Here is a 24,305-nt window from a genome sequence, read left to right on the forward strand (position 1 = left end):
CTCCGAGGGTTCCGCCGTGCCATGCTCGCCCGACATCCCGGGTTCGAAGGGGATCTATGGCGGCGAAAAAGCGCACAATGCGCACCATGCGGACGTCCACGCGACCGCCTCGAAAGCGGTCCGGGGCGGCCAGCCGGTTGCGCAAGCGCAGCAGCAAGGCGGTCACGCCGGATGTGGTCCAGGCGGCGCTCGCCGCGTTCGCCCATGAGGTCCGCACCCCCCTGACCGGTATTCTGGCGATCAGCGACCTGCTCGCGACGTCCGATCTCGGTGAGCGGGAACGGCGCTGGGCCGACACCATCAAGGCCGGCGCGGAGCATCTGGCGAGCCTTGCGACCCTGTTCGTGGACGCTGCCAGGACAGGAGAGGGGGCCGGTAAGGGCGGCAGCACGCTCCGGCAGGACCTGTTCGACCTACGAGCCCTTGCCCGCAGCGCCGGCGATTCGCTGGCCGGCCGGGCCGCGGCCAAGGGCCTGAAGGCCGAGGTCGAGATTTCCGAGAAACTGCCGGGGCTGGTGGTCGGCGATCCCGTCCGCCTGCGCGCCGCGCTCGAGAACCTGATCGACAATGCCGTGAAATTCACCGACCAGGGCGGCGTGGCGCTCGCAGTGGCGCCCTGGCGTGCGGCCAAGGACGAGCGCAAAGGCAAAGCGAAGAGCAAGGGCAGGGTCGGCATCGCCTTCGCCGTATCCGACAGCGGCATCGGCCTCACCATGGCCGAGATCAAGCGGCTGTTCCGCCCGTTCACCCAGGCCAATGTCACCATTGCGTCGCGCTTCGGCGGCGCCGGCCTCGGGCTATCCTCGGTGAAGCAATTGGCGCGCGCCATGGGCGGCGACATCACGGTCGCTCCGCGCCACGGCGGCGGCGCCACGTTCACGCTGACGGTGTCGCTGGATGCGACGGGATCGGGTAAATCGCGCAAGCCGAAGGACAGCAGCGAGCCCGAGCCGGCTGCGGCCCTCCGCGTGCTCAGCGTCGAGGACAATCCGTTCGGCCGCGTGGTGCTCAACACCATTCTGACCGAGCTCGGCCATCATGCCGAGTTCATCGGGCGCGGCGAGGATGCCGTCGACCGTCTGGCCCAGGGCGCGTTCGACGCGGTGCTGATGGACATGGTGCTGCCGGGCATCGACGGCGTCGAGGCGATCAGGCGGATCCGCACCATGCCGACGCCGCTGGCTCAGATCCCCATCATCGGTGTCTCCGGCCGCGAAGAAGACGAGGCGGCCTCGCGCGAGGCCGGTGCCGACGCCTTCCTGGTCAAGCCTGTGTCTCCGCGGGCGCTAGCGACTGCGCTGCTTGAAGCGACACGCCGCGAGGAAGTCGCGACTTGATGATCGCGGCGTTGAGCTCGCCGCCGTAAACGAAGATCGCGGCGATGAAGTAGAGGAACACCAGCGCGATGATGACCGAGGCGAGCCCTGCATACATCGTGACGTAGTTGTTGGCGAAGCGCGCCAGATATTGCCCGAACACGATGCCGGAGATCAGCGACGCCACGATGGTGAAGACGATGCCGGGCAGAATCTGGAGAAAGCTGCGCCGTCCCGCCGGCAGCCAGGCATGCAGGATGATCAGTGCCACCACCAGCGCACTGATGGTGATGCCGTAGCGCACCCAGGTGAGGATGCTTTCGTTGGACTCGACGAACAGCGGGATATGGCGTCGCGCCGCTTCGATCATGAGCGGACCGAGCACGATCAGGAATGCCATGGCGAGCGCAGTGAAAGCTGCAATCAGCGTGTAGGCAATTGATTCCAGCCGCAGCCAGTACCAGCGCCGCATCTCCACCACGGCATAGGCGCGGTTGAGCGCGACCCGGAGTGCCTCGACGCCGTTGGAGGCGAAATAGACCGACAGCGCCGCGCCGATGGTCAGCAGGCCGGTGCGGGTCGTGGTCAAGACGTCGTGGACCTCGCCCGAGATCGAATCGGCGACCTGCTTGGGCCAGATCTGGAGCATCAGGCTGGCGGCCTGGTCGGCGAGTTCCTTGGAGCCGAAGAAGCCGGCGAGCGACGTCAGCACGATCAGGAACGGGAACAACGCCATCAGGGTCGACAGCGCGATGTGGCTGGCGATCGCCCAACCGTCGTCGGCGAGGAAGGTGTAGAACGCGTCCTCCACGACCATGTAGATGTAACGGACTGCCTTCACGGTTTGCCCCAGAGCACACGCTCTGCCCGCGAGCGGGAAGAGGCGAAGACGGCCAGCGATTGGCGCAAATCGGAAATCATTCAGCCAGCTTCGGATATTATTGCCCCAAAAGCCAGATCGCGAAGCGCTCCGCCGTCATTCCGGGGCGCGCGCAGCGCGAGCCCCGAATCCATCCAGCCGCAGCACAAGTGGCGCGATGGATTTCGCGCTGGATACGCCGGGCCTCGCTTCGCTCGGTCCCGCCGCATCGCCCCGGAAAGACGGACTGGGGAGATGGCGTAGCCGCGCACACGGTGTTATCTACCCTCGATGGCATCTATCCTGAGTACTTTCATCCTGCCGGTCGCGGTCGGCGCCGTGGCGTTGGTGCTGCTGCTCGGTCTCATCAACATGATGCGTGGCGGCTCGCCCAACACCTCGCAGAAGTTGATGCGCTGGCGCGTGGCGCTCCAGTTCCTGGCGATCGTCATCGCGATGGCAGCGGTCTGGGCGATGGGACGCTGACATGGTCGTATTGAACCGCATCTACACCAAGACCGGTGACGACGGCACGACGGCGCTCGGCTCGGGCGAGCGGCGTCCGAAATACGATCTGCGTATCGAGGCCTATGGCACCGTGGACGAGACCAATGCCGCGATCGGCGTGGTGCGGATCTACACGCATGATCTGCCCGAGTTCGACGCGATGCTTGGCCGTATCCAGAACGATCTGTTCGATCTCGGTGCCGATCTGGCGGTGCCCGAGCGTGAAGGCAAGGCCGAGCGGCTGCGGGTGGTGGCGAGCCAGGTCGAGCGGCTCGAGCGCGACATCGACGCGCTCAACGACAAGCTTGCGCCGCTGACCTCCTTCGTGCTGCCCGGCGGTACGCCGGCTGCGGCTCATCTCCATGTCGCGCGCACAATATGCCGCAGGGCGGAACGCGTGATCGTGGAACTGGCGGCCAGGCCCGGCGAGCCGGTGAGCGCGGCTGGCATCCAATATATGAACCGCCTGTCGGACTTCCTGTTCGTGGCGAGCCGGGCCGCGAACGGCAATGGCGCCGGCGACGTGCTCTGGGTTCCCGGCCAGAACCGCTGACCCATTTGGGCGGTGCATTTCTAAGGTCTAAAATTTTGGCCCCTTCGCGCGTTGACCGGGCCTGATCAGGCCTTTAGGTTCCGCGCCAGTTGATAACCCCCCTCCCAAATTGAGTGAAAGAGGATCGATGAAGGTCTTGGTGCCGGTAAAGCGGGTGGTCGATTACAACGTCAAGGTCCGCGTCAAGGGCGATGGATCGGGCGTTGAACTCGCCAACGTCAAAATGTCCATGAATCCGTTCGACGAGATCGCGGTCGAGGAAGCGCTGCGCCTGAAGGAAGGCGGCAAGGCGACTGAGGTCGTGGTGGTCTCGATCGGACCGGCGCAGGCATCGGAGACGATCCGCACCGGGCTCGCCATGGGCGCCGATCGCGGCATTCTGGTGAAGGCCGAAGGCAATGTCGAGCCGCTTGCGGTCGCCAAGATCCTGAAGAAGGTCGCCGAAGAAGAGCAGCCGGGCCTGATCATCCTCGGCAAGCAGGCGATCGACGACGACAGCAACCAGACCGGCCAGATGCTGGCCGCGCTGCTGGGCTGGTCGCAGGCGACCTTCGCCTCCAAGCTCGAGGTCGAAGGCTCTGACTTCAAGGTCACGCGCGAAGTCGACGGCGGTCTGCAGACCGTCAAGCTGAAGGGACCGGCGATCGTCACCACAGACCTTCGTCTCAACGAGCCGCGCTATGCCTCGCTGCCCAACATCATGAAGGCCAAGAAGAAGCCGATCGCGGAGAAGGCCGTCGCCGACTACGGCGTCGACGTCGCTGCGCGCCTCGAGGTTCTCAAGACGACGGAGCCGGCCGGCCGCAAGGCGGGCGTCAAGGTCAAGGACGTCGCCGAGCTGGTGTCCAAACTCAAGAACGAAGCCGGGGTGCTCTGATGACGACGCTTCTGATTGCCGAACACGACAATGCGTCGCTCAAGGACGCGACCAACAAGGCGCTCACCGCGGCTGCCGCACTCGGCGCGGATGTCGAGGTGCTGGTCGCCGGCCAGAACGCCAAGGCCGCGGCGGATGCCGCCGCCAAGCTCGCCGGCGTGAAGAAGGTGCTGCTCGCCGATGGCGACCTCTACGCGCACGATCTCGCCGAGCCGCTGGCGGCGCTGGTCGTGTCGCTGGCGTCCGGCTATGACGCGATCGTCGCGCCCGCGACCTCGCGCTTCAAGAACGTGATGCCGCGCATCGCCGCCCTGCTCGACGTCATGCAGGTCTCGGAGATCATCAAGGTGGTCGCCCCCGATACGTTCGAGCGTCCGATCTATGCCGGCAACGCCATCCAGACGGTGAAGTCGAAGGACGCCAAGAAGGTGATCACGGTGCGCACCTCCACTTTCGCCGCCGCGGGCGAAGGCGGCAGCGCCGTGGTGGAGAACGTCGCGGCGGCGGCCGATCCGGGCCTGTCGTCGTTCGTCGGCGAGGAAGTCGCCAAGAGCGATCGTCCCGAGCTGACCTCGGCGAAGATCATCGTCTCCGGTGGCCGCGCCATGCAGAGTCGCGAGAATTTTGCCAAGTACATCGAGCCGCTCGCAGACAAGCTGGGCGCCGGCGTTGGTGCCTCGCGCGCGGCGGTCGACGCCGGCTATGCGCCGAATGACTGGCAGGTCGGCCAGACCGGCAAGGTCGTGGCGCCCGAGCTCTACGTCGCGGTCGGTATTTCCGGCGCGATTCAGCATCTGGCCGGCATGAAGGACTCCAAGGTGATCGTCGCGATCAACAAGGACGAGGACGCGCCGATCTTCCAGGTCGCCGATTACGGCCTGGTCGCCGACCTCTACCAGGCGGTTCCGGAGCTGACGGCCGAGCTCGGCAAGCTCGGCAAGTAAAACGAGCCAAAAACACCGGCCGGAGCTATAAACTCCGGCCGGTGTTGCTTTTTGGGGCGTTTTCTTTCGGCGTGGGCGCGCCTTCGAAGCGATCCAATCTAGGTTTCGAGCCAAGGTTCTGATTAAATCGGACCTCCCGGCTCGGGGGATAGGCAGGCGCGACATGCGCGCCGTTCCGGTGGATGACAAGATGGCGGCAGTGATCAAGAAGGTCGGCGTGATCGGCGCGGGTCAGATGGGCAATGGCATCGCGCATGTTGCGGCGCTGGCCGGCTTCGACGTGGTGCTCAACGACGTCTCGGCCGACCGCCTCAAGTCGGGCATGGCCACCATCAACGGCAATCTGGCGCGACAGGTCTCCAAGAAGGCCGTCTCCGAGGACGACAAGGCCAAGGCGATGGCGCGCATCAAGCTTGCCGAGAAGCTGGACGACCTCGCCGACTGCGACCTCGTGATCGAGACCGCGGTGGAGAAGGAAGAGGTCAAGCGCAAGATCTTCCATGAGCTCTGCGCCGTGCTGAAGCCGGAGGCGATCGTCGCCTCCGACACGTCCTCGATCTCGATCACGCGGCTCGCCGCCGCCACCGATCGGCCGGAGCGCTTCATCGGCATTCACTTCATGAATCCCGTGCCGCTGATGGAGCTGGTCGAGCTGATCCGCGGCATCGCCACTGACGATGCGACCTTCGAGGCGTCCAAGGAATTCGTCGCCAAGCTGGGCAAGCAGGTCGCGGTCTCCGAGGATTTTCCGGCCTTCATCGTCAACCGCATCCTGCTGCCGATGATCAACGAGGCGATCTACACGCTGTATGAAGGCGTCGGCAATGTCGAGGCGATCGATGCCGCGATGAAGCTCGGTGCGCACCATCCGATGGGCCCGCTGGAGCTGGCCGATTTCATCGGCCTCGATACCTGCCTGTCTATCATGCAGGTCCTGCACGAGGGCCTCGCCGACTCCAAGTACCGTCCATGTCCGCTGCTGGTGAAATATGTCGAGGCCGGTTGGCTCGGCCGCAAGACGCAGCGCGGCTTCTACGACTACCGCGGCGCCAAGCCGGTTCCGACGCGCTGACCCATTTCCCGGTGCCGTAGGGGTGGGGCAAAGGCGAAAAGCGCCGTGCCCACCATCTCTCCGATGATGCGATGGATCTGGTGGGCACGCGACGGCACCCGTGACAATTCATTTCGCGTTAACCTCTCGCGCCTAGGTTACGGCCGGTAAGAGGGTTCGCGTAATGGACATGATGGCGATGGTCAGCACCATGCTGGCCGCTCAGCAAGGCGCGCTGCAATCGAATATCTCGGCGACGCTGACCAAGCAGAACATGGACATGGAGAAATCCACGGTCCTGACGCTGATGGGCGCCGGCCAGCCCTCGCTTGCCAATGTCGGCCCCGGCGTCGGCGGCAATCTCAACGTCACCGCCTGAACTTCTCTTAAAGCGACGCGGCGGCCTTGCCTGTCGCGGCCCGGATCAGCTTGAGCGCGTCCTCGCTCGCCCATTCCGCCGGCCCCGCAATCGTCGCGATCTCGCAGCCTTGCGGGTCGACCAGCACCGAGGTCGGCATCCCCAGCGCCCGGCTTATCGCCTTAAGATCCTGGAAAACCTTGGCTTTCTGGTCGCTGAAATAGCCGAGCCGGGTCAGATTGGCCTCTTTCAGGAAGGTCTTGGGCTTCTCGGGATCGCGGGTGTCGATATTGATCGCCACCACCTCGAAATTCGGGCCCGACAGCTTGCCCTGGAGCTCGTCCAGCGCCGGCATCTCCTTGCGGCAGGGCACGCACCAGGTCGCCCAGAGGTTCACCAGCAGCGTCTTGCCGCGGAAATCGGACAGCTTCCTCGGCTTGCCGTCGGCATCCTCAAAGGCGAGGTCGGGCAGCTTCAGCGGGGCGCTCGCCATGGTCAGGGACGCCACCTCGCCATGGGCGAGCGGAGCGATCTTTTGAGCCGTCGCCACCGCCGGCTTGCAGGTCGGATCGCCTGAAGGCGCGCGGCTCAGCCCCAGCCCGTACAGCGCGGCGAAGCCGGCCAGGCCCACGACCGCCACGGCGGCGATGACGAGGGGGATCCGGCGCGTGGCGGAGGGCGTCTTGTCGAGCATATCGTTTGTCATCCGGTCGCAGATATGGCTATCAGGGGCCTCTTAATACGGCTGGCAGCAGTCGGCAAACATGCGGCGGCGACAGGCAAGGCGTGAGCAGGGGATCATGAGCAACAAGATGTGGGGCGGCCGGTTCTCGGAACGTCCCGATGAGATCATGGAAGAGATCAACGTCTCCATCGACGTCGATCGTCACCTCTTCGCCCAGGACATTGCCGCGTCCAAGGCCCACGCTGCGATGCTGGCCGCCCAGGGCATCATCACGGCCTCTGATGCGAAAAATATCGGCAAGGGTCTAGACACGATCTTGTCAGAGATCGGCAAGGGCGGCTTCACGTTCAAGCGCGCGCTCGAAGATATCCATATGAACGTCGAGAGCCGCCTGTCCGAGCTGATCGGCCCCGCCGCCGGAAGGCTGCACACGGCGCGTTCGCGCAACGACCAGGTCGCGACCGATTTCCGCCTGTTCGTCCGCGACGTCATCGACGAGACCGATGCGGCGCTCGCCGCGTTCCAGCAGGCGCTGGCGGAGCGCGCGCTGGAGCACGCCGCAACCGTGATGCCCGGATTCACGCATCTGCAGACCGCGCAGCCCGTCACCTTCGGCCATCATTTGCTGGCCTATGCCGAGATGGCCGCGCGCGACCGCGGCCGCTTCCAGGATGCGCGCAAGCGGCTGAACGAATCTCCACTGGGCGCGGCCGCGCTCGCCGGCACCTCGTTCCCGATCGACCGCCATGCCACCGCGAAGGCGCTGCTGTTCGACCGCCCGATGGCGAACTCGCTCGATGCGGTGTCCGACCGCGACTTCGTGCTGGAGACGCTGTCGGCCGCCTCGATCTGCGCCGTGCACATGTCGCGCTTTGCCGAGGAGATCGTGATCTGGACCTCGCCGCTGGTTGGGCTGATCCGGCTCAGCGACAAGTTCACCACGGGATCCTCGATCATGCCGCAGAAGCGCAATCCTGACGCCGCCGAGCTGGTGCGCGCCAAGACCGGCCGCGTCATCGGCGCGCTCAACGGTCTTCTGATCGTGATGAAGGGCCTGCCGCTCGCCTATCAAAAGGACATGCAGGAGGACAAGCAGGGCGCCATGGAGGGCTTCGCCGCGCTGTCGCTGGCGATCCGCGCCATGACCGGCATGGTTCGCGACCTCGTGCCCGACGAAGCCAGGATGAAGGCGGCCGCGGGCGAGGGCTACGCCACCGCGACCGATCTCGCCGACTGGCTGGTGCGGACGCTGAAGATGCCGTTCCGCGAGGCCCACCACGTCACCGGCCGCATCGTTGCCAAGGCCGCCGAGGGCGGCGTGGCGCTGCACGACCTGCCGCTGAAGGAGATGCAGGCGATCGAGCCCAGGATTACCAAGGACGTGCTCGGCGTGCTCTCGGTCGAATCGTCGGTGAAGAGCCGGACCAGCTTCGGCGGCACTGCGCCGAAGAACGTGGCGTCGCAGGCCAAGGCCTGGGCGAAGCGGCTGGAAAAAGAGGGGAAATCGGATTGAGGGCAAAATTTCGCTTATGTTTCATGGTCATCCGGCTCTCGCCAGAGCGCACCAATCTCTGTATGGTGCGCGCCGCGTAGTGGGGATTCCGTCGTGACGTCAAAGTTTCGCCCGGCCGGCTCGGGGTGGGCCATCATTGTCCTTAGCCTGACGGCGCTGGCGCTCGCCGGCTGCGGCCGCAAGGGCCCGCTGGATCTGCCGCCGACCGCGTCCAACACCTCCGCGACCACCGGCGTCGCACCGGTCGACGCCGAGACCGATGCCCCGAGGACGCCGGGCGCGTTCAATCCGACCTATGGTGCTGATTCTGCGCCCGCGGCGGCCAAGGGCCGGAAGAAACCGTTCATTCTCGATCCGCTTCTGGACGAACCGCCCGGCCGGAGATAAGCCGGGACAACCGAGCCTGCGTCATGAACCATTTCGATTATCGCAACGGCGTGCTGCACGCCGAGGCGGTGAACCTGTCCGAGCTCGCCGCAACAATCGGCACGCCGTTCTATTGCTATTCGACCGCGACATTGGAGCGGCACTACCGCGTCTTCGCAGATGCCTTCGCCGGCGAGAAGGTGCTGGTCTGCTACGCCATGAAGGCCAACTCCAACCAGTCGGTGCTGCGCACACTGGCCAAGTTGGGCGCCGGCGCGGACGTCGTCTCGGGCGGTGAGCTGAAGCGCGCGCTGGCCGCCGGCATTTCTGCCAGCAAGATCCTGTTCTCCGGGGTCGGCAAGACCGAGGCCGAGCTGCGTGCCGCGCTCGCCGCCGACATCCTCTGTCTCAACGTCGAATCCGAGCCCGAGCTCGCGCTGTTGTCGCGGCTTGCGACCGAGATGGGCAAGACCGCCCGCATCTCCGTGCGCGTCAATCCCGACGTCGATGCCGGCACGCACGCCAAAATTTCCACCGGCAAGTCCGAGAACAAGTTCGGCATCCCGATCGCCCATGCCCGCGAGGTCTATGCCCGCGCGGCGAAGCTCCCGGGCATCGAGGTGACCGGCACCGACGTGCATATCGGCAGCCAGATCACCGATCTCTCCAAGATGGAGACGGCGTTCCGGATCCTCTCCGAATTCGTGCAGACGCTGCGCGCCGACGGTCACAACATCAGCCACGTCGATTTCGGCGGTGGCCTGGGCATTCCCTATTACATGGACCGCGAGGCCCCGCCGGCGCCCGATGCCTATGCCGCCATGGTCAAGCGCGTCAGCCACAATCTCGGCTGCACGCTGATGTTCGAGCCGGGGCGCATGATCGTCGGCAATGCCGGCATCCTGGTCGCGAAGGTCATCTACGTGAAGCACGGCGACGGCAAGAATTTCGTCATCATCGACGCCGCCATGAACGATTTGATCCGCCCGACGCTGTACGAGGCGCATCACGACATCCTGCCGGTGACGCAAGCCCCGAAGGGCGCGGCCACCATCATGGCCGACGTCGTCGGCCCGGTCTGCGAGACCGGCGACTACCTCGCGCTCGACCGCACGCTGCCGACGCCGAAGCCGGGCGACCTGCTCGCGATCATGACCGCAGGCGCCTATGGCGCCGTGCAGGCCGGCACCTACAATACGCGGCCCCTGGTGCCCGAGGTGCTGGTGAAGGGCGATCAATACGCGGTGGTCCGCCCCCGCATCGAGGTCGAGCAGCTGATTGCGATGGATACGCCGGCGCCGTGGCTGTGACGGCGTAGCTGGCTCAACGATTAAGGTGTCGTCCCGGCCTGCGCCGGGACGACAGCGGAGGTTGGCGGCCTCACTTCCCCGCCAATTCGCCCTTCCCACCAACCACGACCCCCGCCTTCTTCTCGATCGGCTTGATCGCCGCTGTGAAATCCGATTCGGCGCCTTCCGCGCTGATCACCGTCTCCCACAACCGTCCCACCGCGTCGGCCACCTCCATCGACAGGCCGAGCTGCTTCATCTCCTCCAGCGCCAGCCGCACGTCCTTCACCATCAATCCGGTGGCGAAGCCGAAGTCGAACGTCCGCGGCAGCACGGAGCGCGGAAACTTGTCGCGGCTCGCGGTGTTCATGCCGGAGCCGGCATTGATGACGTCGATCATCACGGCGGGGTCGAGCCCGGCCTTGACGCCCATCACCACCGCTTCGGATGTCGCCACGATCGCGGTCGCCGAGAGGAAATTGTTGGCGAGCTTCATGGTCTGCGCCGCGCCGGGCTTCTCGCCGATGAAGAACACCTTTCCGATCACGTCGAGCGCGGGCTTCAGCAGCTCGAACTCCGCCTTTGGGCCCGACACCATCACCGCCAGTGTGCCCTTCTCGGCGCCGCCGACCCCGCCGGACACCGGGCAGTCGATCTGGACGATGTTGCGTTTGGCGAGCAGGCCGTGGATCTTCGCGGCCATCGTCGAGCCGACCGTCGAAAGATCGACGAAGCGTTTGGCGCGGCGTCCCTCGATCACGCCGTTCGGCCCCGTGGCGACGTCGAGCGAAGCCTGCAGCGAGGGCAGGCTCGCCATCACCGTCTCGACCTGGTCGGCGACGTCCTTCGGCGAAGTTGCCGCGGTGGCGCCGCGCGCGACCAACCCGTCGACGACCTCCTTGCGGGTGTCGAACACGACAAGCTTGTGCCCCGCCTCGATCAGCCGCCGCGCCATCGGGAAACCCATGTTTCCGAGCCCGATGAATCCGATGTCCATGGTGTTTCCTTGCTTCGTTTTCGTTGTTTGTCGGTATGCGCGCCATATCTTCGGTGTCGTCCTGGCGAAAGCCAGGACCCATTACCCCAGGGAGCAATCGCCACGCGCGGTGGCAACCACCAGTCTTCGCATCGCATCCGCCGGTGGTTATGGGTCCTGGCTTTCGCCAGGACGACGGTGGTGAGGGAAGGCGCGTCCCTCACCACACGGCCCTCACGCCTTCCCATCGATCTCGGCGAATACCTCGCGCGCGATGCGGAAGCTGTCGACGGCGGCCGGCATGCCGCCATAGATCGCGACCTGCATCAGGATCTCGCGGATCTCCTCGCGGGTCACGCCATTGGTCAGGGCGCCCTTGAGATGCGCGCGAAACTCATGCTGGCGGTTGAGGATCGCGATCATCGCGATGTTGAGCATGCTGCGGGTCTTGCGCGGCAGCTCCTCGCGGCCCCACACCGTGCCCCAGCAATATTCGTTGAGCATCTCCTGGAACGGGCGGTTGAAATCGTCGACGTTCTTCAGGGCATTGTTGACATAGGCCTCGCCCAGCACCGCTTTGCGGACTTCCAGGCCCTTGTCGTGCATCTTCTTGTCCATGGCGTTTCCTTCGTTTCCTTCGGAGATGGCATCGCGGAAATTACGGGGTCGCGCCGGGCCAGTCACGTCCTCGTGTTATGCGGGAAAAGGGGCCTCTCCCGTGCAGGAACGGATGCCTCAGTGCTGCCGTTGTGATAGGATTTCTCTCTACCGGGCAACCTGGAGAGCTGATTGAACGGCGTCACCCCCGACCCGTCAGACCCGAACCGCGATGGCGACGCTCTGTCGCGGCTGAAGCTGGCGCAGGCCCTCGATCGGGCCCTTTATGCCATCGCATGGGAGCGTGCCTGGCCGAATCTGGCGCGGCTTCTGACTGTCGTCGGGCTGTTCCTGGTGGTGTCCTGGGCCGGTCTGTGGCTGGCATTGCCCTTCGTGGCTCGCGCCATCGGTCTTGCCATTTTTGCCGGCATTGCGATTGCCGCCCTGTTCCCCCTGGTTCGCTTTCGCTGGCCAAGCCGCGAGGAGGCTCTGAGCCGGCTCGATCATGGCTCCGGCATCCGTCACCGTCCGGCCACGACGCTCACGGACACGCTGACCTCGCAGGACCCGGTTTCCAGGGCGCTGTGGCAGGCGCAGCGCGAGCGCACGCTGGCCTCGCTCAAGCGCATCCGCGCCGGCCTGCCGCATCCGCGGCTCGCGCTGCACGATCCCTGGGCGTTGCGCGCCCTCGTCATGGTGATGCTGGTTGCGACCTTCTTCGCGGCCGGCGACGAGCGCGCGATGCGGCTCGGGGCCGCCTTCGACTGGAACGGCGTGCTCGCCCCGACCAATGTCCGCGTCGATGCCTGGGTGACCCCGCCGCTCTACACCGGCAAGCCGCCGGTCATCCTGTCGGCCGCCAGCAAGGAGGCTGCGGCGCTGCCCGCCAGTGGCCCGCTCGCCGTCCCCGCCGGCTCGACCCTGATCGTGCGCTCCTCCGGCGGCAGCCTCGATGTTGCCGTCTCCGGCGGCCTCAAGGAGGTCGCCCCCACTGAAGCCGCGCCAAAGGGCACCAACGAGAAGCACTTTACCATCACCGGCGACGGCACCGCGCATGTCCGCGCGCCCTCCGGCCAGCCGCAATGGGCCTTCGCGGCAACGCCGGACCGTGCGCCGACGATCGCGCTCGCCAAGGATCCCGAGCGCCAGGCGCGCGGCGCGCTTCAGCTCTCCTACAAGATCGAGGACGATTACGGCGTCACCGGTGCCGAGGCGCACATCGCCCTGCGTCCCGCTGATGCCAAGGATAGTGCCAAGGACCGCAGCAAGGATGCCGACGGCAAAGGCGCGGCGCGGCCGCTGTTCCAGCCGCCGCAATTCCCGCTCGTGCTGCCGAATGCGCGCACCCGTAACGGCGTCGGCCAGACGGTGAAGGATCTCAGCGAGGATCCCTATGCCGGCGCCGATGTCACGCTCACGCTCACCGCCAAGGACGAGGCCGGCAACGAGGCGCGGAGCGAGCCCTTCAGCATGCGCCTGCCCGAACGGCTCTTCACGAACTCGCTCGCGCGCGCGCTGATCGAGCAGCGCCGCATCCTCGCACTCGACGCCAACAGGAATTCCGAGGTCTACACCGCGCTCGACGCGCTGATGATCGCGCCGGAATTGTTCACCCCGGATGCGGGTTGCTATCTCGGCCTTCGCAGCCTGGCGTCCCAGCTCGAAGCGGCCCGCACCGACGACGCGTTGCGCGAGGTGGTGGCGAGCATGTGGGCGTTCGCGGTCACCATCGAGGACGACGGCGTCGCCGGCAGCGTCAACGCGGCGCTGCGCTCGGCGCAGGACGCACTCAAGGCGGCGCTGGACCGCGGCGCGAGTGAAGATGAGATCAGGGTGCTGACGCAGAAGCTCCGCGAGGCGATGGCCGGCAAGGTACGGGACCTCGCCCGGCGCGCCGAGCAAAATCCGCTCGGGCCCCGGCAGCCGTTCCCCGCGGAGGTCCAGCTCATCCTCGACAAGGCCGTCGAGCTGCGACAGAAGACCCAGCAGGCGACGCCCGAGCAGCTCGCCGAGCTGGCGCAGCAGCAGGATGCCTTGCGCCAGCAGCTTCAGGCCTATCGGCAGTCGGCCAACAGCCGGGCCAAGGCGGGCAACGACGGGGCCAACCAGTTTACGCGGGACCGGAAATGCGGGAGCTAGCGCGCGTACCAGTCTTGAGGGCGATCTCGATCGCCTGCTTCGCCTTCCTGCTGGCAGGCTTGTCGCCTGCGGCCGCCCAGCAGGATCAGGATCCCGATGCGCTGCTCGACAGCGCGGAAAAGGCGATGCAGGAGTCCGGCGACAGCCTGCGGCAGAAGGAATCCGGCAAGAGCCTGAACAACCAGTCCGACGCCATCCAGAAACTGGAGGAATACAAGCGCGCGACGGAGCGAAGCCAATCGTCCAATCGCGATCGGTCCGTCATCACGCAACGGGATCTGGACGACCTCCTGAAGCAGATCGAGAAGGCGGCTCGCGAAGGCAATCGCGAGGCGGCCCAGCGCATGCTCGAGCAGCTCGCGCAGATCATGGAAAATCTCCAGATGGCGCAGCGCGGGCAATCCGGCGAAAGCGAGATGGAGCAGGCGCTCAACGAGCTGAGCGACATGATCCGCAAGCAGCAGCAATTGCGCGACAAGACGTTCAAGCAGGGCCAGGATTCCCGGCGCGACCGCTCGCGCGGCAAGCAGCAGGGCGACCAGTCGATGTCGGACCTGCAGCAGGATCAGGACGCGTTGCGCGACCGCCTAAAGAAGCTGCAGGACCAGCTCGCCAAGCGCGGCCTCGCGCAGAAAGGACAAAAGGGCCAGAAGCAGCAAGGGCAGAAGGGCCAGCAAGGCGAGCAGGGCCAGTCCGGCCAGAATGGCGATCAGGACGGCGACCAGGGCGATGACGACGGCAGTCTCGATGACGCCGACGGTGCCATGGGCGATGCCGGCTCGAAGCTCGGCGAAGGCAATGCCGACGGCGCCGTGGATTCGCAGGGCAAGGCCCTCGAGGCCCTGCGCAAGGGTGCGCAGAAGATGGCCGAGGCGATGCAGCAGGGCGATGGCGACGGGCAGGGCGATGGTCCCGGCAATCGGGCCGGCCGTCAGCAGAGCGGTGGCAATCAGACCGATCCGCTGGGCCGCCCGCTTCATGGCCGCGATCTGAGCGACGACTACACCGTCAAGATCCCCGGCGAGATCGACGCCCAGCGCGTCCGCCGCATTCTCGAAGAGCTCCGCCGCCGCCTGGGCGATCCGTCGCGCCCGCAGATCGAGCTCGACTATATCGAGCGGCTGCTGAAGGATTTTTGAGGGGGCAGTGAGTTAGCTCGGAGCGCCCAACAATCCCGGCGTCGTCCCGGCGAAGGCCGGGACCCATAACTCCAGGAGCCAGTTGCCGCGCGAGCTGGCAACTACGAGTCTTCGCCAAACCACTCCCTGTGGTTATGGGTCCCGACTTTCGCCGGGACGACATCGTTGGTGCGGGACGAGATTGGACCCCCAGCGGCAGTGCGACCGCCGCCTACCCCTTCTTCGCCGCCAGTGCATCCGCCACCGCGGTGCGGATGTCGGCGACCGAGAACGGCTTTGTCACGACGTCATGCACCAGCGCGTTGAGGTTCGAGGCGCGCTCGCGCTGGTCGGCAAAGCCGGTCATCAGGAGAATGGTCAGGTCGGGGAAATCGCGCGCGGCGGAGAGGGCCAGCGCGATGCCGTCCATGACGGGCATCTGGATGTCGGTGAGCAAGAGATCGAACGCGCCGTCCTCGCGGGTCAGGATCTCCAGCGCCTCGGCGCCGTCCTGCGCGGTGACGGTCTCGTGGCCGTCCATGGCGATCGCGCGCGCCACCAGCGTGCGCATCGAATCCTCGTCGTCGGCGATCAGGATCTTCGACATGAGACAACCTTGCGACCAACTCCCGCGCGGACCTTCCGAGGCTGATTACACGCTGCCGCCGGCAATGTCGCGTCGGTTGAAGAAGCGAACGTCGATATTGCGGCCCTCCGGCGGCGGCGAGGCCAGGCGCGAGCGGAAGAAGGCGCGCTCGCCGGGCCGCAGCACGGTCTGCTCCAGCACCGTGTTCCAGGCGTAGATTTCCGCGCCCTGCGCGTCGCGCACGGCGAAGCGCAGGCGGGGGATGTCGAGCGGCTTCTTGCCCTCGCCGACGATCACGCCCTCGATCACCAGCACCTGCTTACCGTCCACGGTCTCGCTGGACAGCTTGATGTCCTTGAAGGCCAGCCCTCTCAGATTAACGTCGAGCCCGGCCAATTTGTAGAACGCTGCCGTTTGCGGCAGCAGCCGGACCATGTCGGCGCGCCAGATCACCAGCGCGAGGACCAGCGCGCCCATGGCGGCGCATGCGGTCGGCAGGCCGAAATAGGATTTTCGCGGCGCCGCGGTGGCGACCGGGCGGCTGACCCGCGCGCCGCGGCGACGGAACAGGCTGCGGAACCAGGACTGGTGCTGCGCACCGGCGACGTCCTCCTCGGCGGCCCGGGCCGCCGCGGACCACTCGTCCTCGATCTCCTTGGTATCTTCGGCTGGCCAGTCGCTGGCGATCGAAGGACTGTCGACGACCGGGGTATCGGCCGTGCCGTCGTCCTTGGCATAGGAGTTCCACTGCTCGGCGAGGTCGGACTGGTCATCGGCCTGGCTGGCGGCGGCCATGGCCGGGATCGAGGCCTCCTCGATGGCATCCTCGGCATGGGCGATCCAGGTCTCCTTGCAACGGGAGCAGCGCACCGTCCGGCCGTTCGCCCCCAGGCTCGCAAGCTTGATGGCGTAGGATGTCGTACAATGGGGGCAGACGATATGCATGGACGAGCCTTGATGCATGAACGAGGACTTGGTCTTGACGATGCCACGGTCGCGGAGAACCGGGCGGCCCTTATGCTACCGGGCGAGCGTTAACGAACCGGAAACCATAACGGTCGCAAAAACCCTTGATCGTCCATGGCGGGGCACAGCCGTGCGGCCCGCGCGCCCTCTCGAACGGAGCTGAGCTTGGTTCGGTTCGAAAATGTCGGATTGCGTTACGGTCTGGGGCCGGAGATCCTGCGCGATCTCAGTTTCCAGATCTCGGCGCATTCCTTTCAGTTTCTCACCGGCCCCTCCGGCGCCGGCAAGACCTCGCTCTTGCGCCTGTTGTTCCTGTCGCATCGGCCGACGCGGGGTCTCGTCAATCTGTTCGGCCACGATATCTCGCAGCTCGGCAAGGACGAGATCGCCGATTTGCGCAAACGAATCGGCATCGTGCTCCAGGATTTCCGCCTGCTCGACCACATGACGACCTATGAGAACGTCGCGCTGCCGTTCCGCGTCATGGGCCGAAGCGAGTCGAGCTATCGCAAGGAGGTCATCGACTTGCTGCGCTGGGTCGGCCTCGGCGACCGCATGGATGCGCTGCCGCCGATCCTGTCCGGCGGCGAAAAGCAGCGCGCGGCAATCGCGCGCGCCGTGATCTCGCGTCCGCAGCTGCTGCTCGCGGACGAGCCGACCGGCAGCGTCGACCCGACGCTCGGCCGCCGTTTGCTGCGGCTCTTCATCGAGCTCAACAAGTCAGGCACGGCCGTCATCATTGCGACCCACGACATCGACCTGATGGACCAGTACGAGGCGCGGCGCCTCGTGCTGCATCAGGGGCGGCTGCACATCTATGAGTAGGACCGACGAGCGCGGCGTGCTGGTCGACCTCGGGCAGGAGCGTCCGCAGCTTCCGGCCAAGGCCCGCAACATGTCGCCGATCGTGCCGCGCGCCTCGATCCATGGCCGCGCGCTGGTCGCCGTCGTTGCCATCATGACCTTCCTCGCCTCGATGACGACGGGCACGGTGCTGCTGGTCAGCGCCTCCGCCGCCGAATGGCAGTCGGACGTTGCGAGCGAGATCACCATCCAGGTCCGTCCGCAGGCGGGCCGCGATCTCGAGCGCGACACCGCGGCGGTGACGGAAGCGATGCGCGCCCAAGCCGGCATCGTCGAGGTCAAGCCGTTCACCAAGGACGAGAGCGGCAAGCTGCTCGAGCCCTGGCTCGGCACCGGGCTGTCGATGGACGATCTGCCGGTACCGCGCATGATCATCGCCCGCGTGCAACCGGGCACGCTGCTCGACCTCGGCGCCTTGCGCGCGCGCGTCAGCCAGGTGGCGCCGGGCGCGAGTGTCGATGATCACCGTGCCTGGATCGAGCGCATGCGCTCGATGACCAATGCCACCGTCCTCGCCGGGCTTGGCATCCTCGCGCTGGTCATCATCGCCACCATCATTTCGGTGTCGTTTGCGACCCGCGGTGCCATGGCGGCAAACCGCCCGATCGTCGAGGTCCTGCATTTCGTCGGCGCCGGCGACCGCTACATCGCCAACCATTTCCTGCGCCATTTCCTCCGCCTGGGCCTCGAGGGCGGCGTGATCGGCGGCGGCGTGGCCATGCTGCTGTTCGGCTTCTCCGAGTCGATCGCCGGCTGGTTTTCCGGCACCCCTGTCGGCGACCAGTTCGCCGCCCTGCTCGGCACCTTCTCGCTGCGGCCATCCGGCTACATCGTGCTCGCGGTCCAGGCCGTGCTGATCGGCGCCATCACCGCGGTGGCCTCACGCCAGACGCTGTTCGCGACGTTGAATGACGTCGATTGAGTGAAGCGTGATTGAGTTGGATGAAATTCTCGCTGCCGCGAGCTCGCTGTTTTCCCTTCTCCCCTTGTGGGAGAAGGTGGCGCGAAGCGCCGGATGAGGGGTATTTATCCACGCGTACGAACGTCGATGCGAATGTGCGGAGAGAAACCCCTCACCTGTCTCGCAAGGGGAGAGGGTGAATAAACCGGACTCCACTTCGCCTCAAAACCTCTTAAAATCACCTCAGGGAAGGGATTACTGCCAGCGCATGACCTCGCCGACCGACGATCGATCGCCGAAACTGCCGCGCGGCTGGCTGCGCGCGACAATCGTGTCGACGATTGCGCTCGCCTTCGTCGGCGCGGCGGCGGGCTTCGTTGCGTTCCTGTCGCAATTGCGCGGCGCCGAGACGGTACCGGACCGCAAGGCGGACGGCATCGTGGTGCTGACCGGCGGCTCGTCGCGGGTGTCGGACGCGATGGAGCTGCTCGCTGCCGGTTACGGCCGCAGGCTTCTGATCTCGGGCGTGCATCCGACCTCGACTGCGAACGACATCTCCCGGACCTTGCCGGAGAACCAGTCATTCATGACCTGTTGCGTCGATCTCGACCGCACCGCGCTCTCGACCCGCGGCAACGCGGCGGAGGCGCGGCGCTGGGCGGAGGGACGCCGGTTCAAATCGCTGATCGTGGTCACCTCGAACTATCACATGCCGCGCGCGCTGGTGGAATTCTCCCATGCGATGCCGCAGACGACGCTGATCCCGTTCGCGGTGGTCGGCGAAAAATGGCGCGAGGAGCCGTGGTGGACTTCGCCGCCGACCTTGCGGCTGCTGTTGTCGGAATATGTCAAGTATGTCGCGGCCGAGCTCAGGGTGCGGCTGGAGAATTTCGGGATTGACCTTTGGCCCGAGATGTCGGAGCAGCCTGCGGGCGTGCAGCCGAAGCGGCCCAACACGGCACAGGCCAATTGATCGGCAATTGATTGGCAAATTGATCGGACCGTCGATGTTCCTGATTTTCCTGCGCTCGCTCGTGTTCAACGTGCTGTTCTACGCCGTGCTGGTCTGCCTCGCGATCGTGGCGCTGCCGACCTTCGCGTTGCCGCCGCGCGCCATGCTGACGGTCGCACAATGGTGGGCGAAGACGACGCTGGTCCTGATGCGCCTGGTCTGCAACATCAAGGTGGAGTTTCGCGGTGTCGAGAAGATCCCGCAGGGACCGTTGCTGATCGTGGCGAAGCACCAGTCGTTCTGGGAGACGTTCGTGCTGCCGGGCTTCTTCAATCGCCCGATCTTCATTCTCAAGCGTCAGCTGATGCAGATCCCGGTGTTCGGCCAATTCCTGGCCAAGACCGGAATGATCGCGATCGATCGCAATGCCGGGGTGAAGGCGCTGCTCGACATGACGCGGCGGGCGCGCGAGGCGGTGCGCAGCGGAAAGCAGCTCGTCATCTTCCCGGAAGGCACGCGCCGCGCGCCCGGCGCGCCGCCCGATTACAAGACCGGCTTTGCGCAGATCTATTCCTCCTGCGGCGTGCAGTGCCTGCCGATCGCGCTCAATTCAGGACTGTTCTGGCCGCGCCGCACCTTCATGCGTTATCCCGGCACGCTGGTGGTGGAATTCCTCGATCCGCTGCCGGCGGGCCTGCCGAAGGACGAGTTTCTCTCCCGCGTGCAGACGGCCGTCGAGGACGCTACCAGCCGTCTCGTCGATGCGGGGCGGAAAGAGCAGGAGCAGTTGATCGGCTCCGCGCCGAGCTATGCGCCGTCGGAGAGCTAGCGGGTGTCTCGATCTTCGGTCGGCGCCGGCAGGGAATGCGCATCGCCATGCAGCATGGTGGCAAGCTGGTGCAGCTGCGTGTCGCGAAAGCCTTCGGCCTCGATCGCCTTCACCGTCGCCGTCACGTAGTCGCGATTGGCGCCGGACTGGCCGTGACCCTGGATGACATGGCGGTGCTGCTCGGTGAGCGATAGCCGCCCGGCATATTGCACATGGCCGCGGTCGACGACATAGGCGAGCGCGGAGACGCGCTGCCGCGCATCGTTCTCCAGCCACACCGAGCGCATCACCTCGCGATAGACCGAGGTGACCTGCTCGCGCGCCCGCAAATAAGCGACGACATCGGCGCGGTTCTCTTCAGCGACGCGGAAGGCGATGCCGCGGCAGGCGCCGCCGCGGTCGAGCCCGAGCACCAGCCCCGGCTTCTCCGGCGTGCCGCGATGCACGAAGGAATAGACGCAGAGCGCACGGTGCTCGCCAACCAGCCGCGCCGGGACGCGTTCCCTAAATTCGAAGCCCGGCCGCCACATCAGCGAGCCATAGCCGAACACCCAGAGGTCGCCCTTGGCTGTGGTGACGGAGGGGAGGGTGATTTCCGACATTTCGGGCACGGCTACCAGAACCGTGCCGCCAAGCGAAGCGATTTCTCCGCCTTTTGTCGCAGGCGGCCCTCGCTTACATTTGCCTGAATCTGGGATCAAAGGGTCGCCGCATGTCCAATATGACCGTTGCCGCAGGCCGCCGCCGCTCCCGTTGGGGCCTTTTCATCGCCCCCGTTTTCGTCCTGTTCCTCGCCGTCGCGTGGAGCTGCTTCTGGTTCTATGCGGCCTCGCAGGCCGAAATCGCCGCCGATGCCTGGCGCGCGCAGGAGGCCAAGGCGGGCCGCATCTATGATTGCGCCAAGCGCTCGATCGCGGGCTTCCCGTTCCGTTTCGAGGTCCAGTGCTCCGGCGCCAGCGTCGCCCTGGTCTCACAGAATGCGAGCAAGACACCGTTCACGGCGAAGCTCGACAACATCCTGGTCGTTGCCCAGGTCTACGACCCCAAGCTCGTCATCGCCGAGTTCTCCGCGCCGGCGACGCTGACCGACGGCGTCACGCAAACCACCTTCGTGGTGAACTGGAGCAAGGGGCGCAGCAGCGTGGTAGGCCTGCCGGCGGTGCCGGACCGGGCCTCCATCGTGTTCGACGACCCCAGCCTCAACCGTCTCGACGGCAGCGTGCAGGTGCCGCTCGCGCGCGCCAAGCAGATCGAGCTGCACGGGCGTCTCGCGGACGGATCGAAGTCCGATCGCCCGGTGATCGAGACCGTGCTCCATGTCGCGCAGGGCAGCATCCAGGGTGTGCATCCGCTGCTCGCCGAGCCGTTCGAGGCCGATACGCGCGCGAAGATCACGGGCCTCACCGACCTCGCGCCAAAGCCCTGGCCGCAGCGCTTCCGCGAGATCCAGGCCGCCGGCGGTCATATCGAGATCGTGCAGTCACGCATCCAGCAGGGCGAGATGATTGCGATCGCGGCGGGCACGCTGGGCCTCTCCGCCAATGGCCGGCTCGACGGCGAATTGCAGATGACGGTGACCGGCCTCGAGCGCGTGATCCCGGCGCTCGGCATCGAGAAGATGCTGGAGGAGGGCGTGCCGCAGGCAACCCTCGACCGCGTCGCGCCCGGCGTGAAGTCGCAAGACCTCAACAATCTGTTCGGCGCGCTCGACCGCGCCGTTCCGGGCCTTGGCAAGGTGATCAAGCAGAACGCCAATGCCGGCGTTGCCGCCGGCATCAATTCGATCGGCACCGAGAGCACGCTGGAAGGCAAGAAGGCGCGCAGCTTCCCGCTGAAATTCGTCGACGGCGCCGTGCTGCTCGGCCCGGTCAAGGTCGGCCAGATCCCGCCGCTGTATTGATCCGCCGTCATTGCGAGCGAAGCGAAGCAATCCAGAATTTTTCCGAGGAAACGGTCTGGATTGCTTCGTCGCTCCGCTCCTCGCAATGACGGAGGGGAGTGGGTGGTCTAAGGCTTCTTCAGCGCCGCGTGCGGCCGGCCGAAATCGGGCGCGGCCGAATCCTGGCCGATCTCGACGATGCCGCGGCGGATGGCGCGGGTGCGGGTGAAGTGGTCGAACAGCGCCTCGCCGTCGCCGCGGCGGATCGCGCGGGTGAGCTTGGCGAGATCCTCGGTGAAGGTGCCGAGCATCTCCAGCACGGCTTCCTTGTTGGCGAGGAAGACGTCGCGCCACATCGTCGGATCGGAAGCCGCGATGCGGGTGAAATCGCGAAAACCGCCGGCGGAGAATTTGATCACCTCGGATTCCGTCACCTGCGCCAGCTCGTCGGCGGTGCCGACGATGGTGTAGGCGATCAGATGCGGCAGGTGGCTGGTGATCGCGAGCACGAGATCATGATGATCCGGCGTCATCACCTCGACCTTGGCGCCCATCGCCGCCCAGAAGGCACGCAAATGCTCCGTGGCCGCAGCGTCGGTGCCGTCAGGCGGCGTGAGAATGCACCAGCGGTTGATGAAAAGCTCGGCGAAGCCCGAATCCGGGCCCGAATGCTCGGTGCCCGCGACCGGATGCGCCGGCACGAAGTGAACGCCCTGCGGCAGATGCGGGGCCATATCCCTGACCACCGCGCCCTTGACCGAGCCGACGTCGGAGATGATCGCACCCGGCTTGAGATGCGCGGCGATCTCCTGGGCCACGGGTCCGCAGGCACCGACGGGAATGCAGAGGATGACGAGATCGGCGTCCTTCACGGCCTCCGCATTGGTCGCCACGACCTCGTCGACGATGCCGAGCTCGGCGACGCGCGCGCGCGTCTTCTCCGAGCGCGCGGTGGTGACGATCTCGCCCGCCAGGCCCTGGAGCTTCGCGGCGCGCGCGATCGAGCCGCCGATCAGGCCGAAGCCGATCAGCGCCACGCGCCGGAAGTGCGCCTGCGCGTTCATTTGCCGGCCATGAAGTCGCGCAAGCCCTCGACCACGAGGCGGTTGGCCTCCTCGGTGCCGATGGTCATGCGTAGCGCATGCGGCAGGCCGTAGTTCTTCAGCGCACGCAGCACCAGGCCCCGCTTGGTGAGGAAGGCGTCGGCCGCGTCCGACGTCTTGCCCTCCGTCGGGAAATGGATCAGCACGAAATTGGCGACACTGGGCGTCACCTTCAGCCCGAGCTTGCCGATCTCCTCGGTCAGCAAGTTGCGCCAGGTCTCGGTGAACTGCTTCGACATCGCCTGGTGCGCGGTGTCCTCGATCGCGGCGATCGCGGCATACATCGCCGGCGTCGACACGTTGAAGGGGCCGCGGATGCGGTTGACCGCGTCGATGATGTGCTCGGGCCCGAACATCCAGCCGATGCGCAGCGCGGCAAGGCCGTGGATCTTGGAGAAGGTGTGCGTCACCACCGTGTTCTCGGTGGTGGCGACCAGCTCGATCCCCATCTCGTAATCGTTGCGCGAGACATAGTCGCAATAGGCGGCGTCCAGCACCAGCAGCACGTGCGACGGCAGCCCGGCGCGCAGCCGCTTGACCTCGTCGAACGGCACATAGGTCCCGGTCGGATTGTTGGGATTGGCAAGCCAGACCAGCTTCGTCTTCGGCGTCACGGCTTTCAGGATGGCGTCGACGTTGCAGGTGAGGTTGGTCTCCTGCGCGATGACGTTCCTGGCGCCGACCGCCATGGTCGCGATCGGGTAGACCAGGAAGCCGTGCGTGGTGGAGATCGCCTCGTCGCCCTGGCCGAGATAGGTGTGCGCGAGCAGATTGAGGATCTCGTCCGAGCCGGCGCCGCAGATGATGCGGTTGGGATCGAGACCGAAGGAGCGGCCGATCGCTTCGCGCAGCACCCGCGAGGTGCCTTCCGGATAGTCCTCGAGATGATCCGCCACGCGCTTGAACGCCTCGATCGCCTTCGGCGAGGGCCCGAACGGCGTCTCGTTGGCCGAAAGCTTGAACACCTTGCGGCCCGGTTCGGCGACCGGGCTCTTGCCGGGCGTGTAGGGCGCGATATCGAGAATGCCGGGATTCGGCACGGGGCGGGACATCTTCAACTCCGGATAGGCTGGGCGG

The 24,305-nt window shown here is 66.1% G+C and carries 26 protein-coding genes; 17 read left to right on the forward strand and 9 right to left on the reverse strand.

Annotated elements, in window-relative coordinates:
• The first annotated feature begins 56 nt into the window (after window positions 1–56).
• Window positions 57–1,337 carry an ATP-binding protein gene (locus HAP40_RS05800; protein ID WP_166818697.1) on the forward strand — a complete coding sequence of 427 codons (1,281 nt, stop codon included), beginning with the start codon at window positions 57–59 and terminating at the stop codon, window positions 1,335–1,337.
• On the opposite strand, the gene HAP40_RS05805 is transcribed toward HAP40_RS05800, so the two are convergent.
• Complete coding sequence (locus HAP40_RS05805) at window positions 1,264–2,157, reverse strand: YihY/virulence factor BrkB family protein (protein WP_166818696.1); 894 nt, start codon at window positions 2,155–2,157, stop codon at window positions 1,264–1,266. The genes HAP40_RS05800 and HAP40_RS05805 overlap by 74 nt on opposite strands.
• 309 nt (window positions 2,158–2,466) lie before the next feature.
• On the opposite strand from HAP40_RS05805, the gene HAP40_RS05810 reads away from it, so the two are divergent.
• The 6 genes from HAP40_RS05810 (at window position 2,467) to HAP40_RS05835 (ending at window position 6,486) form a co-directional block, all read left to right on the forward strand.
• Window positions 2,467–2,661 carry a twin transmembrane helix small protein gene (locus tag HAP40_RS05810; RefSeq protein WP_166818695.1) on the forward strand — a complete coding sequence of 65 codons (195 nt, stop codon included), beginning with the start codon at window positions 2,467–2,469 and terminating at the stop codon, window positions 2,659–2,661.
• Between the two features lies 1 nt (window position 2,662).
• Window positions 2,663–3,235 (forward strand): cob(I)yrinic acid a,c-diamide adenosyltransferase, encoded by a 573-nt coding sequence (locus HAP40_RS05815; RefSeq protein ID WP_166818694.1) that lies wholly within the window; start codon window positions 2,663–2,665, stop codon window positions 3,233–3,235.
• A 127-nt stretch (window positions 3,236–3,362) separates the two neighbouring features.
• Window positions 3,363–4,112 (forward strand): electron transfer flavoprotein subunit beta/FixA family protein, encoded by a 750-nt coding sequence (locus HAP40_RS05820; protein WP_166818693.1) that lies wholly within the window; start codon window positions 3,363–3,365, stop codon window positions 4,110–4,112.
• Window positions 4,112–5,056, forward strand: coding sequence for an electron transfer flavoprotein subunit alpha/FixB family protein (locus HAP40_RS05825; protein ID WP_166818692.1), 945 nt, complete (start codon window positions 4,112–4,114; stop codon window positions 5,054–5,056). Before HAP40_RS05820 ends, HAP40_RS05825 begins: the two co-directional genes overlap by 1 nt.
• 190 nt (window positions 5,057–5,246) lie before the next feature.
• Window positions 5,247–6,128, forward strand: coding sequence for a 3-hydroxybutyryl-CoA dehydrogenase (locus HAP40_RS05830; protein ID WP_166819605.1), 882 nt, complete (start codon window positions 5,247–5,249; stop codon window positions 6,126–6,128).
• Between the two features lie 163 nt (window positions 6,129–6,291).
• Window positions 6,292–6,486 (forward strand): putative motility protein, encoded by a 195-nt coding sequence (locus tag HAP40_RS05835; protein ID WP_166818691.1) that lies wholly within the window; start codon window positions 6,292–6,294, stop codon window positions 6,484–6,486.
• Window positions 6,487–6,493: 7 nt separating this feature from the next.
• Here the strand turns inward: HAP40_RS05835 and tlpA are convergent, their stop codons facing one another.
• The gene (gene tlpA, locus HAP40_RS05840) at window positions 6,494–7,159 is read right to left on the reverse strand and encodes a thiol:disulfide interchange protein TlpA (protein WP_166819604.1); all 666 of its coding nucleotides are present in this window, start codon (window positions 7,157–7,159) and stop codon (window positions 6,494–6,496) included.
• Between the two features lie 106 nt (window positions 7,160–7,265).
• Here tlpA and argH point away from each other — a divergent pair, with 106 nt between their 5' ends.
• The 3 genes from argH to lysA all read left to right on the forward strand — a co-directional run bounded on the left by argH (window position 7,266) and on the right by lysA (window position 10,339).
• On the forward strand, window positions 7,266–8,663 hold the full coding sequence (gene argH, locus HAP40_RS05845) for an argininosuccinate lyase (protein ID WP_166818690.1): 1,398 nt from the start codon (window positions 7,266–7,268) through the stop codon (window positions 8,661–8,663).
• A 93-nt stretch (window positions 8,664–8,756) separates the two neighbouring features.
• Entirely contained in the window at window positions 8,757–9,050 is a 294-nt protein-coding gene (gene lptM / locus HAP40_RS05850) for an LPS translocon maturation chaperone LptM (RefSeq protein WP_166818689.1), read from the forward strand.
• Window positions 9,051–9,073: 23 nt separating this feature from the next.
• On the forward strand, window positions 9,074–10,339 hold the full coding sequence (gene lysA, locus HAP40_RS05855; protein ID WP_166818688.1) for a diaminopimelate decarboxylase: 1,266 nt from the start codon (window positions 9,074–9,076) through the stop codon (window positions 10,337–10,339).
• Window positions 10,340–10,409: 70 nt separating this feature from the next.
• On the opposite strand, the gene HAP40_RS05860 is transcribed toward lysA, so the two are convergent.
• Together HAP40_RS05860 and HAP40_RS05865 are read right to left on the reverse strand one after the other, a co-directional pair.
• Window positions 10,410–11,315: an NAD(P)-dependent oxidoreductase gene (locus HAP40_RS05860; protein WP_166818687.1), complete on the reverse strand. Its 906-nt coding sequence runs from the start codon at window positions 11,313–11,315 to the stop codon at window positions 10,410–10,412.
• 213 nt (window positions 11,316–11,528) lie between these two features.
• On the reverse strand, window positions 11,529–11,912 hold the full coding sequence (locus tag HAP40_RS05865) for a carboxymuconolactone decarboxylase family protein (protein WP_028134137.1): 384 nt from the start codon (window positions 11,910–11,912) through the stop codon (window positions 11,529–11,531).
• Window positions 11,913–12,083: 171 nt separating this feature from the next.
• Here HAP40_RS05865 and HAP40_RS05870 point away from each other — a divergent pair, with 171 nt between their 5' ends.
• On the forward strand, window positions 12,084–14,030 hold the full coding sequence (locus HAP40_RS05870) for a TIGR02302 family protein (protein ID WP_166818686.1): 1,947 nt from the start codon (window positions 12,084–12,086) through the stop codon (window positions 14,028–14,030).
• Complete coding sequence (locus HAP40_RS05875; RefSeq protein ID WP_166818685.1) at window positions 14,018–15,169, forward strand: DUF4175 family protein; 1,152 nt, start codon at window positions 14,018–14,020, stop codon at window positions 15,167–15,169. The genes HAP40_RS05870 and HAP40_RS05875 overlap by 13 nt, the downstream gene beginning before the upstream one ends.
• Window positions 15,170–15,380: 211 nt before the next feature.
• Here HAP40_RS05875 and HAP40_RS05880 read toward each other — a convergent pair whose 3' ends face one another.
• Both HAP40_RS05880 and HAP40_RS05885 read right to left on the reverse strand, forming a co-directional pair.
• A complete protein-coding gene (locus HAP40_RS05880) occupies window positions 15,381–15,755 on the reverse strand; it encodes a response regulator (protein WP_166818684.1) in 375 nt (124 codons plus the stop codon).
• Window positions 15,756–15,800: 45 nt separating this feature from the next.
• Complete coding sequence (locus tag HAP40_RS05885; RefSeq protein ID WP_166818683.1) at window positions 15,801–16,679, reverse strand: MJ0042-type zinc finger domain-containing protein; 879 nt, start codon at window positions 16,677–16,679, stop codon at window positions 15,801–15,803.
• Window positions 16,680–16,865: 186 nt separating this feature from the next.
• Between HAP40_RS05885 and ftsE the strand changes: the two genes are divergently transcribed.
• The 4 genes from ftsE (at window position 16,866) to HAP40_RS05905 (ending at window position 20,246) form a co-directional block, all read left to right on the forward strand.
• The gene (gene ftsE, locus HAP40_RS05890) at window positions 16,866–17,525 is read left to right on the forward strand and encodes a cell division ATP-binding protein FtsE (protein ID WP_166818682.1); all 660 of its coding nucleotides are present in this window, start codon (window positions 16,866–16,868) and stop codon (window positions 17,523–17,525) included.
• Entirely contained in the window at window positions 17,518–18,486 is a 969-nt protein-coding gene (locus tag HAP40_RS05895; RefSeq protein WP_166818681.1) for a cell division protein FtsX, read from the forward strand. Before ftsE ends, HAP40_RS05895 begins: the two co-directional genes overlap by 8 nt.
• Window positions 18,487–18,733: 247 nt before the next feature.
• On the forward strand, window positions 18,734–19,438 hold the full coding sequence (locus HAP40_RS05900; protein WP_166818680.1) for a YdcF family protein: 705 nt from the start codon (window positions 18,734–18,736) through the stop codon (window positions 19,436–19,438).
• Window positions 19,439–19,472: 34 nt separating this feature from the next.
• Window positions 19,473–20,246 carry a lysophospholipid acyltransferase family protein gene (locus HAP40_RS05905; RefSeq protein ID WP_166818679.1) on the forward strand — a complete coding sequence of 258 codons (774 nt, stop codon included), beginning with the start codon at window positions 19,473–19,475 and terminating at the stop codon, window positions 20,244–20,246.
• Here HAP40_RS05905 and HAP40_RS05910 read toward each other — a convergent pair.
• Window positions 20,243–20,848 (reverse strand): gamma-glutamylcyclotransferase, encoded by a 606-nt coding sequence (locus HAP40_RS05910; RefSeq protein ID WP_166818678.1) that lies wholly within the window; start codon window positions 20,846–20,848, stop codon window positions 20,243–20,245. The two genes, HAP40_RS05905 and HAP40_RS05910, sit on opposite strands and share 4 nt — an antisense overlap.
• A gap of 110 nt (window positions 20,849–20,958) precedes the next feature.
• Between HAP40_RS05910 and HAP40_RS05915 the strand changes: the two genes are divergently transcribed.
• Window positions 20,959–22,146, forward strand: coding sequence for a DUF2125 domain-containing protein (locus HAP40_RS05915; RefSeq protein WP_166818677.1), 1,188 nt, complete (start codon window positions 20,959–20,961; stop codon window positions 22,144–22,146).
• 107 nt (window positions 22,147–22,253) lie between these two features.
• Here the strand turns inward: HAP40_RS05915 and HAP40_RS05920 are convergent, their stop codons facing one another.
• Both HAP40_RS05920 and HAP40_RS05925 read right to left on the reverse strand, forming a co-directional pair.
• On the reverse strand, window positions 22,254–23,189 hold the full coding sequence (locus HAP40_RS05920; RefSeq protein ID WP_166818676.1) for a prephenate/arogenate dehydrogenase family protein: 936 nt from the start codon (window positions 23,187–23,189) through the stop codon (window positions 22,254–22,256).
• Window positions 23,186–24,280 (reverse strand): pyridoxal phosphate-dependent aminotransferase, encoded by a 1,095-nt coding sequence (locus HAP40_RS05925; protein WP_166818675.1) that lies wholly within the window; start codon window positions 24,278–24,280, stop codon window positions 23,186–23,188. Before HAP40_RS05925 ends, HAP40_RS05920 begins: the two co-directional genes overlap by 4 nt.
• Between the last annotated feature and the right edge of the window lie 25 nt (window positions 24,281–24,305).

Origin of the sequence: Bradyrhizobium sp. 1(2017), assembly GCF_011602485.2 — a bacterium.
In the GTDB taxonomy this organism is placed as follows: Bacteria; Pseudomonadota; Alphaproteobacteria; order Rhizobiales; family Xanthobacteraceae; genus Bradyrhizobium.

What these genes read in the sequence shown, in the direction of transcription:
- HAP40_RS05800 (WP_166818697.1), top strand. Translation starts at nt 57, where the DNA reads ATGGCGGCGAAAAAGCGCACAATGCGCACCATGCGGACGTCCACGCGA.
- HAP40_RS05810 (WP_166818695.1), top strand. Translation starts at nt 2,467, where the DNA reads ATGGCATCTATCCTGAGTACTTTCATCCTGCCGGTCGCGGTCGGCGCC.
- HAP40_RS05815 (WP_166818694.1), top strand. Translation starts at nt 2,663, where the DNA reads ATGGTCGTATTGAACCGCATCTACACCAAGACCGGTGACGACGGCACG.
- HAP40_RS05820 (WP_166818693.1), top strand. Translation starts at nt 3,363, where the DNA reads ATGAAGGTCTTGGTGCCGGTAAAGCGGGTGGTCGATTACAACGTCAAG.
- HAP40_RS05825 (WP_166818692.1), top strand. Translation starts at nt 4,112, where the DNA reads ATGACGACGCTTCTGATTGCCGAACACGACAATGCGTCGCTCAAGGAC.
- HAP40_RS05830 (WP_166819605.1), top strand. Translation starts at nt 5,247, where the DNA reads ATGGCGGCAGTGATCAAGAAGGTCGGCGTGATCGGCGCGGGTCAGATG.
- HAP40_RS05835 (WP_166818691.1), top strand. Translation starts at nt 6,292, where the DNA reads ATGGACATGATGGCGATGGTCAGCACCATGCTGGCCGCTCAGCAAGGC.
- tlpA (WP_166819604.1), bottom strand. Translation starts at nt 7,159, where the DNA reads ATGCTCGACAAGACGCCCTCCGCCACGCGCCGGATCCCCCTCGTCATC.
- argH (WP_166818690.1), top strand. Translation starts at nt 7,266, where the DNA reads ATGAGCAACAAGATGTGGGGCGGCCGGTTCTCGGAACGTCCCGATGAG.
- lysA (WP_166818688.1), top strand. Translation starts at nt 9,074, where the DNA reads ATGAACCATTTCGATTATCGCAACGGCGTGCTGCACGCCGAGGCGGTG.
- HAP40_RS05860 (WP_166818687.1), bottom strand. Translation starts at nt 11,315, where the DNA reads ATGGACATCGGATTCATCGGGCTCGGAAACATGGGTTTCCCGATGGCG.
- HAP40_RS05865 (WP_028134137.1), bottom strand. Translation starts at nt 11,912, where the DNA reads ATGGACAAGAAGATGCACGACAAGGGCCTGGAAGTCCGCAAAGCGGTG.
- HAP40_RS05875 (WP_166818685.1), top strand. Translation starts at nt 14,018, where the DNA reads ATGCGGGAGCTAGCGCGCGTACCAGTCTTGAGGGCGATCTCGATCGCC.
- HAP40_RS05880 (WP_166818684.1), bottom strand. Translation starts at nt 15,755, where the DNA reads ATGTCGAAGATCCTGATCGCCGACGACGAGGATTCGATGCGCACGCTG.
- HAP40_RS05885 (WP_166818683.1), bottom strand. Translation starts at nt 16,679, where the DNA reads ATGCATATCGTCTGCCCCCATTGTACGACATCCTACGCCATCAAGCTT.
- HAP40_RS05895 (WP_166818681.1), top strand. Translation starts at nt 17,518, where the DNA reads ATGAGTAGGACCGACGAGCGCGGCGTGCTGGTCGACCTCGGGCAGGAG.
- HAP40_RS05900 (WP_166818680.1), top strand. Translation starts at nt 18,734, where the DNA reads ATGACCTCGCCGACCGACGATCGATCGCCGAAACTGCCGCGCGGCTGG.
- HAP40_RS05905 (WP_166818679.1), top strand. Translation starts at nt 19,473, where the DNA reads ATGTTCCTGATTTTCCTGCGCTCGCTCGTGTTCAACGTGCTGTTCTAC.
- HAP40_RS05910 (WP_166818678.1), bottom strand. Translation starts at nt 20,848, where the DNA reads ATGTCGGAAATCACCCTCCCCTCCGTCACCACAGCCAAGGGCGACCTC.
- HAP40_RS05915 (WP_166818677.1), top strand. Translation starts at nt 20,959, where the DNA reads ATGTCCAATATGACCGTTGCCGCAGGCCGCCGCCGCTCCCGTTGGGGC.
- HAP40_RS05920 (WP_166818676.1), bottom strand. Translation starts at nt 23,189, where the DNA reads ATGAACGCGCAGGCGCACTTCCGGCGCGTGGCGCTGATCGGCTTCGGC.
- HAP40_RS05925 (WP_166818675.1), bottom strand. Translation starts at nt 24,280, where the DNA reads ATGTCCCGCCCCGTGCCGAATCCCGGCATTCTCGATATCGCGCCCTAC.